Source organism: Tannerella forsythia (genome assembly GCF_003860135.1).
GTDB classification, from domain to species: Bacteria; Bacteroidota; Bacteroidia; order Bacteroidales; family Tannerellaceae; genus Tannerella; species Tannerella forsythia_A.
On sequence record NZ_RQYN01000039.1, the window covers coordinates 26,183 to 32,278 of the forward strand.

The window sequence follows — 6,096 nt, forward strand, 5'->3', positions numbered from 1 at the left end:
ATTGAAGAATGTGTTAAGCAGATGATATTCTGTTTGATATTGTGATATGGAGACGAAAAGCGTTTTTTTTAATAATCTTAATAAGATTCTTTCGTGATTGAATCAATTATCTTTTAAATTTGCATCGTAAATATGTTTAATCATGCAATAGAGATGAAGATATATATCGTGAAAACCTTTTTTGTTTGGATAGTAGCCGTCGGCCTTTTATCGGCCTGCGGTTCGGACGCCAGAAAGGTAAAAGAAAATGATATTCGTTTTGATACGATGGCTCTAAAAGAGAGCTATCATATAAAAAACATAGAGACGAATCCCGGCTGTTCATTGCAAATAAACTTTGTATTTCCGGTCGAATATCAAAATCAACAAGTTTTGAAAGCCGTACAGCAACAGTTTGTCGGAGCTTTTTTGGGCGATGATTATATGCAGTCCTCGCCAAGAGAGGCCGTGAATCAATATGCTGAGAATTATCTGAATGATTTCAAGAAACGGGAAACAGACTTTGAGTCGGATGTTGAAGAGCATGGCTCGGAGCCCAACGATGAATGGTATTCAAGCTATGAGATTCTCAGCGACAGCATTTATTACAATCAAAATGATTTATTGAGTATGGTGGTGTCGAAGGAGTACGATACGGGAGGGGCACACAACGCACACCATTATACGAACCGTGTAATTGATTTGAAGACAGGAGAACGAGTGACGGAAGCCGCCGTTTTTATCGAGGATTATCAGGATGATCTTGCCAAGATTATTGTCGATGCCATCGCGCTATATAATAATGTAGATAAAGCTTCGGACCTTGAGAATATCGGCTTTTTCAATGTCAATGAGATTTATCCCAACAAGAACTTTTATGTAGATGAAGTCGGTATTACGTACACGTTTAACGAATACGAGATCGCGGCGTATGTAGTAGGTGCTACATCTGTCCGGATTCCATACGAAAAAATACGCCATTTGCTGCGTAAAGAGAGTCCGATCGCCCATATCGCTTTTTGAGACATGGAGGTTATCGAGCGTTATTATCCGAATCTGAGCGAGCTGCAACGCGAGCAATACGCGGCATTGTATGATCTTTACGCAGAATGGAATGCGAAAATCAATGTAATATCCCGAAAAGATATCGACAATTTATATATTCACCATGTACTGCACTCGCTGAGCATTGAAAAACTGGTTCACTTCAGACCCGGAACGGCAGTCATGGATGTCGGTACGGGGGGAGGATTTCCGGGTATTCCGCTGGCCATTCTTTTTCCGGATGTCTCGTTTCATTTGATCGACAGCATCGGAAAGAAAATTAAAGTGGTGCAGGCGGTGGCCGAGGCTATCGGGCTGAAAAATATAACGACATGCCACGAGCGGGTAGAAAGTGAAAAAGAACAGTTTGACTTTATCGTAAGCCGTGCGGTGATGCCCCTGCAAGATTTAGCCAAGCTGGTTCGTAAAAACGTACGAAACACGCAGCAAAATTCGCTTCCGAACGGTCTGATATGCTTGAAAGGCGGAGAGCTTCAACACGAGATCGCGCCCTTTCGTAAGCAGGCGGTGTGCTTAAACCTGAATACCTATTACAAAGAGCCTTTTTTTGAGACCAAAAAATTAGTATATATTCCTTTATGATTAAGATAAAGTGTTTTGAATTCAATCTGTTTGCCGAAAACACGTATGTCCTTTACGACGAAACGAAAGAAGCGGCAATTATCGATTGCGGCTGCATGTCGGCCGGTGAAGAGAAGGTCTTGTCGGATTTTATTGCGGCTCATGAGCTGGTACCGAAGCTACTGCTTTGCACGCACCTGCATCTTGACCATATTTTAGGCAACGCCTTTATCCACAGGACGTATGGTCTTTCGCCCAAAGCACATCGGTTGGAAGTTGAACAGATTCCTCCTCTCGACATTCAGATGAAACACATGGGACTTCATGCTTCCGGCGATACCGTTCCGGTAACGGATTTTCTGAGCGAGAACGAGCCGATCCGTTTCGGTCATTCGGAGTTGGCCGTATTATTCGTCCCGGGGCATTCGCCCGGCAGTCTGGCCTTTTACAGTCCGGCGGATGGTTTCATTATCTCCGGAGACGCCTTGTTTGCGGGAAGTATCGGACGAACAGACTTGTGGGGGGGGAGTTACGGCATGCTTATTTCGGCGATTCAAGACAAAATTTTATCCTTGCCCGACCAGACGCTTGTCTGTCCGGGGCACGGCCCGTCTACGACCGTCATCGAAGAGAAATTACATAATCCTTATTTATAAATATTGTATAAAGTATAACATGGAGACCAACAAATTTGCAAATCGCCACATAGGCGTCACAACCGATGAAGACAAAGCCGCGATGCTTCAAACCGTCGGTGTGAAATCGACAGACGAATTGATTGACCAGATTATCCCGTCGAATATTCGTCTGAGAAAACCGCTTCATTTACCCGCACCGATGACGGAGCGGGAATTTGCGGAACACATTGCCGAGCTTGCCTCTAAGAATAAAATCTTTACATCATATATCGGCATGGGCTGGTATGATACGATATGCCCTGCTCCCATTCTGCGGAATGTGTTTGAGAATCCGGGCTGGTACACTTCGTACACGCCTTATCAGGCCGAAGTATCGCAAGGCCGGTTAGAAGCCTTGTTTAACTTCCAGACCATGATTTGCGAACTGACCGGCATGTCGCTGACCAACTGTTCGCTGCTCGACGAAGCAACGGCGGCTGCCGAAGCCGCGACGATGCTCTTCAATACGCGCAGCCGTGAGCAAGTAAAAAATGAAGCGAATCAGTTGTTTGTAGACGAAAACGTGTTGGAGTCGACCTTGGCCGTTATACAGACACGAATGGCTCCGCAGGGTATCGAGGTGGTGACGGGCAATTACCGTGAAGTCGCGTTATCCGGCAAGATGTTCGGGGCGATTCTTCAATATCCTGACGGTAACGGCACAGTCAACGACTATCAGGATTTCGTGGCGGCAGCGCATGCCGAGGGGATACGCGTTGCCGTAGCGGCCGATCTGATGAGCCTCGTCCTGCTGACACCTCCCGGCGAATGGGGAGCAGACGTCGTGTTCGGGACTTCGCAGCGTTTCGGGATTCCGATGTTCTACGGCGGGCCTTCGGCCGCGTATTTCGCGACGAAAGACGAGTACAAGCGAATGATTCCGGGACGTATCATCGGCCTCTCGGTCGATGCCTACGGACATCCGGCTTACCGTCTGGCGCTTCAGACACGCGAGCAACATATCAAGCGCGAGAAAGCGACATCGAACATCTGTACCGCGCAGGCGCTTCTGGCCACGATGGCAGGTTTTTACGCGGTGTATCACGGAGCCGAAGGGTTAACGGATATCGCTTCACGGATTCACCGTTACGCCGGTTTTCTGGCCGACGAACTCGAAAAAATTGGCTATAAACAACTGAATACAAATTTCTTCGATACCTTAAAGATCGAACTGCCCTCCCATGTGCCGATGAACACGTTGCGTGAAATCGCGTTGGAGTGTAACATCAACCTCCGGTATTTCGAAGAGGGGCATGTGGGTATCAGTATCGATGAAACAACGCGTCCCGAGCATCTCAACATCTTGTTGCAGATCTTTTCCGGGGTTGCGGGACTGCCCAATCCGCCGGCAACGGATATCCCCGCAAAGCTCTATTTCGATCTTACATTCCTGCGTACGTCGTCTTTCCTGCAACAGGATACGTTTAAAAAATACCGTACCGAAACGGAGTTGATGCGATATATCAAGCGTTTGGAACGCAGAGATATTTCGCTGGCTCATTCGATGATTCCGCTGGGATCGTGCACGATGAAGCTGAACGCGGCCTCCGAATTGCTGCCCTTGCTCAATCCCGCTTTCCAGCATATCCATCCTTACGCACCGGTCGATCAGGTGAATGGTTATATGGAACTGATTGAAAATCTGTCGTCATACCTGATCGAGATTACCGGTCTGAAGGGGGTAACCCTGCAACCGAATTCGGGGGCGGCCGGTGAATACGCGGGATTGCGGATCATTCGTACTTACCTCGAAAGCATCGGACAGGGACACCGCCATGTGGTGCTGCTGCCCGCTTCGGCACACGGAACCAATCCGGCCAGCGCCATTCAGTGCGGATTCACAACGGTGACCGTACGCTGCGACGAAAAAGGGAATATCGATTTGACCGACTTCCGTACGAAAGCCGAAGAGCAGAAAGACGTCCTTGCCGCAAGTATGATTACTTATCCGTCTACGCACGGTATCTTCGAGGCAGATATCAAGGAGATGTGCGACATCGTTCACGCGTGCGGAGGACAAGTGTATATGGATGGCGCCAACATGAATGCGCAGGTCGGACTGACCAGCCCGGGAGTAATCGGCGCCGATGTTTGCCATCTGAACCTGCATAAAACGTTTGCGTCGCCTCATGGCGGTGGCGGACCCGGTGTCGGGCCGGTCTGCGTGGCCGAGCATTTGCTTCCTTTCCTCCCCTCCCACCCCGTGACGTTCGGTAACAGCCGAAACACCGTTGCGTCAGCTCCTTACGGAAGCGCCGGCATCTTGCCGATCACGTATGCCTACATTCGTCTGATGGGAGCTGAAGGACTGACCGAAGCCACGCGAATTGCGATACTGAATGCCAACTATCTGGCGGCAAAACTGAAAGAGGCTTACGGTATTGTCTACACGGGAGCGAACGAGCGCGTCGGTCATGAGCTGATACTCGAATGTCGTGTGCTTAAAGAACGTTCCGGAATCGATGAGAACGATATTGCCAAACGGTTGATGGATTTCGGATACCATGCTCCCACCCTTTCTTTTCCGGTGCACGGAACCTTGATGGTAGAGCCGACCGAAAGCGAAAGCAAGGAGGAGTTAGATCGTTTTGTCGAAGTGATGGAATGTATTCGTCGAGAAATAGATGAAGTGGAAAGCGGTATCGCATCGAAAGAAGATAACGTGCTCAAAAACGCTCCGCACCCCGAATACGAGGTCGCTGCCGACGAATGGAACCATCCTTATTCACGTTCGAAGGCGGCATTCCCGCTGGAATGGCTGCATGACAATAAGTTCTGGATTAATGTGGCGCGTGTCAACAATGCGTATGGCGACCGCAACTTAGTCCCGACCCTTTGCAGTTGCCAATAAAGAGTCGGTAAGTCGCTTTATGGGATATGTAATACCGTCCGGAAACCGGTTATGATACGTTCGGAAAGGTATTATACCACGTTCCGTGGGGTATTTGGGTACGTCCCGAGGGGTATTTAATACGGTTCGGAAATTGATTATGACCGGTTCGGAACCTGATTTCGGGTGGTTCGGAGAGATATTTCGGTACGTTCGGAACATATCGATGGGTGCTTCGGAAACCTATCGACGAGTGGTTCGGAATATCGGAATTAGGTTCGGAACGTACCCAAATCAGGTTCGGAAATACCCGGAATGTATTTCGGAAATACCTTAAATAGGGTTCGGAGGGGTATTTAATACGGTTCGGAACGTATCGGAATCAGGTTCGGAACCTCCCTAAATGACGTTCGGAACGTATATCCGATACGTTCCGAACGTATCTATGCGACTTACGGTGTCGTTTCGCCTCCGGCAGGCGGAGTGGGAACATCCGGCTCTTCGTCCGGTTTGCGGCCGCCATGATAATGCTGCTTCATGTCCTGATAGATCGACGTGGTGCCCGGTTCGTTCTCCGAAGCCAGATACTTCACGTAACGATAATACGCGAAGGTACTCTGGAGGTTATCGAAATCGAGCAACGTCTTCGTGTCGCGCAACTTTTCGGTCACGATCGTCAGCTCGCGAAGCGGTGCTTCGAGCCGGGTGCGTGCCGCGTAGTCGCGGTCGAATTCGGCCTTGTCGATGGTGCGCGGCATCGTTTGCGGCGCCTTTTCCATGTAGAACTTGGCCTTGTCTACCAGAAGTTTGTTGCGGTCGGCAATGCTGCCGTACTGACGACGTTCTTCGGGCGTAAGGTTCACGGCCTTACCCTCCATCACTTCGTTCAGCATGCGGATGGCGGCGTTCATCTTCTCGACGTCTTCGTCCGAGAAGGAAACGGAAATGATATTATCAATAGCCATATACACAAACTTTTATCAC

The 6,096-nt window shown here is 49.2% G+C and carries 5 protein-coding genes; 4 read left to right on the top strand and 1 reads right to left on the bottom strand.

Going from position 1 to position 6,096, the window contains the following annotated elements; genetic code table 11:
• The first annotated feature begins 153 nt into the window (after positions 1-153).
• Genes EII41_RS09945 through gcvP form a run of 4 tightly spaced genes read left to right on the top strand, consistent with a single transcriptional unit; the run spans position 154 to position 5,133 of the window.
• Complete coding sequence (locus EII41_RS09945; RefSeq protein WP_124790471.1) at positions 154-1,002, top strand: DUF3298 and DUF4163 domain-containing protein; 849 nt, start codon at positions 154-156, stop codon at positions 1,000-1,002.
• A 3-nt stretch (positions 1,003-1,005) separates the two neighbouring features.
• Entirely contained in the window at positions 1,006-1,626 is a 621-nt protein-coding gene (gene rsmG, locus EII41_RS09950; RefSeq protein ID WP_124751616.1) for a 16S rRNA (guanine(527)-N(7))-methyltransferase RsmG, read from the top strand.
• Positions 1,623-2,261, top strand: coding sequence for an MBL fold metallo-hydrolase (locus tag EII41_RS09955; RefSeq protein WP_124790472.1), 639 nt, complete (start codon positions 1,623-1,625; stop codon positions 2,259-2,261). The genes rsmG and EII41_RS09955 overlap by 4 nt, the downstream gene beginning before the upstream one ends.
• A gap of 19 nt (positions 2,262-2,280) precedes the next feature.
• A complete protein-coding gene (gene gcvP, locus EII41_RS09960; protein WP_124790473.1) occupies positions 2,281-5,133 on the top strand; it encodes an aminomethyl-transferring glycine dehydrogenase in 2,853 nt (950 codons plus the stop codon).
• Positions 5,134-5,564: 431 nt separating this feature from the next.
• Here gcvP and EII41_RS09965 read toward each other — a convergent pair whose 3' ends face one another.
• Positions 5,565-6,077: a hypothetical protein gene (locus EII41_RS09965; RefSeq protein ID WP_185711492.1), complete on the bottom strand. Its 513-nt coding sequence runs from the start codon at positions 6,075-6,077 to the stop codon at positions 5,565-5,567.
• Positions 6,078-6,096: the final 19 nt, after the last annotated feature.

What these genes read in the sequence shown, in the direction of transcription:
- EII41_RS09945 (WP_124790471.1), top strand. Translation starts at nt 154, where the DNA reads ATGAAGATATATATCGTGAAAACCTTTTTTGTTTGGATAGTAGCCGTC.
- rsmG (WP_124751616.1), top strand. Translation starts at nt 1,006, where the DNA reads ATGGAGGTTATCGAGCGTTATTATCCGAATCTGAGCGAGCTGCAACGC.
- EII41_RS09955 (WP_124790472.1), top strand. Translation starts at nt 1,623, where the DNA reads ATGATTAAGATAAAGTGTTTTGAATTCAATCTGTTTGCCGAAAACACG.
- gcvP (WP_124790473.1), top strand. Translation starts at nt 2,281, where the DNA reads ATGGAGACCAACAAATTTGCAAATCGCCACATAGGCGTCACAACCGAT.
- EII41_RS09965 (WP_185711492.1), bottom strand. Translation starts at nt 6,077, where the DNA reads ATGGCTATTGATAATATCATTTCCGTTTCCTTCTCGGACGAAGACGTC.